Below are 1,791 nucleotides of genomic sequence, written 5' to 3'. Positions count from 1 at the left end.
CGAGCTTTTGGTCTGCAACCGTGCCAGCGGGGCCTCCCGAAGGGCTCGCGGCTGGCGCCGCGCCTACGGCGGAGGCGGCCTCGACCTTCAGCAGCACCGCGCCTTCGGCAACCTTGTCGCCAACATTGACCAGCACTTCCTTGACCACGCCGGCAGCCGAGGACGGTACGTCCATCGTTGCCTTGTCGGATTCGAGTGTGCAGATGGCGTCATCGACCTTGATGCTGTCACCGACTTTGACGAACAGCTCGATCACCGGCACGGAATCGAAATCGCCGATGTCCGGAACCTTCACTTCAACTAGGCTCATGGCGATCTCCTTACAGCATCACGCGGCGGAAGTCCGCCAGCAGTTGCGCGAGGTACACGTTGAAGCGGGTGGCCAGCGCGCCGTCGATGACACGGTGGTCTGCAGTCAGCGACATCGGCAAGGTCAGGCGCGGCACGAAAGCCTTGCCGTCCCAAACCGGCTTCATCACCGACTTGTTGACGCCCAGGATGGCGACTTCGGGCGCATTGACGATGGGCGCGAAGTAGGTGCCGCCGATGCCGCCCAGCGAGCTGATCGTGAAGCAGGCGCCCGACATGTCGGCGGGCTTGAGCTTGCCGTCACGCGCAGCCTTGGCCAGCGCACCGGTTTCGGCGGCGATGTCAAACACGCTCTTCTTGTCGGCGTCCTTCACCACCGGCACGACCAGGCCGTTGGGGGTGTCTGCCGCGAAGGCGATGTTGAAGTACTTCTTGTAGACCAGATTGTCGCCATCGAGGCTGGTGTTGAACTCGGGGAACTCCTGCAGCGCGCGTACCGAGGCCTTGATGATGAAGGCGAGCATGGTGAGCTTCTTGCCCGACTTCTCGTACTCCTTGTTCATCTGCACCCGGAAGGCTTCCAGGTCGGTGATGTCGGCATCCTCGTGATAGGTCACCGCCGGGATCATCACCCAGTTGCGGGCGAGGTTCTGGCCGGAGATCTTCTTGATGCGGCTCAAAGGCTTGACCTCGACCTCGCCGAACTTGGCGAAGTCGACCTTCGGCCACGGCAGCAGGTCGAGTCCACCCAACTGAGCACCGCCCAGAGAGGTGCCAGCCGCGACGGCCGGGGTCTTGCCCGGCACCACGCCGGTCGTCATCGCGCCCTTGATGAAGGCGGCGACGTCTTCCTTGAGGATGCGGCCCTTCGGCCCGGTGGCCTTGACCTGGCCGAGATCGACGCCGAGCTCGCGGGCAAATGCGCGCACCGAGGGGCTGGCATGCACCTTTCCGCCGACCTTGACCGCGGACGGTGCCGCTGCGGGCATCGAGGCGGGAGCGCTGACGGCGGGGGCGCCGTCGACCAGCGGCGCGGGCGAAGGCGCGGCGACCTGAGCTGCCGCGGCGGCCGGAGCAACGGGAATGGCGGCGACCGCTGCACCAGCGGCCTCGACCTTCAGCAGCACGCTGCCTTCGCCGACCTTGTCGCCGACCTTGACCAGCACTTCCTTGACCACGCCGGCGGCGGAGGACGGCACGTCCATGGTGGCCTTGTCCGATTCCAGCGTCGCGATGGCGTCATCCACCTTGATCGTGTCGCCGACCTTCACGAACAGTTCGATGACGGGCACGGCGTCGAAATCGCCGATGTCCGGCACCTTCACCTCGACCAAGCCGCCCGCGGCGGGCGCGGCAGCTGCCGGCGCGGCACCGGCCCCTGCGGGAGCGGGGCTAGCCGCGAGCTTTTGCTCCGCGGCGGCGCTTGCGGGGGCTCCCGAAAGGCTCGCGGCGGGGGGGGGGCCCCCACAGGGCGGGGGGGGG

At 66.9% G+C, this 1,791-nt stretch carries 2 protein-coding genes; both read right to left on the bottom strand.

Annotation, left to right across the window (positions count from 1 at the left end):
- Positions 1-310 (bottom strand): biotin/lipoyl-containing protein (locus B447_RS21475; RefSeq protein WP_004249211.1); only part of this gene is annotated, 310 nt, incomplete at its 3' end.
- Positions 311-320: 10 nt separating this feature from the next.
- Positions 321-1,791 (bottom strand): dihydrolipoyllysine-residue acetyltransferase (aceF, locus tag B447_RS21470; protein WP_037983465.1); only part of this gene is annotated, 1,471 nt, incomplete at its 5' end.

Origin of the sequence: Thauera sp. 27, from assembly GCF_000310125.2 — a bacterium.
GTDB lineage: Bacteria > Pseudomonadota > Gammaproteobacteria > Burkholderiales > Rhodocyclaceae > Thauera > Thauera mechernichensis.
This window is presented reverse-complemented; position numbering and strand designations above follow the sequence as displayed.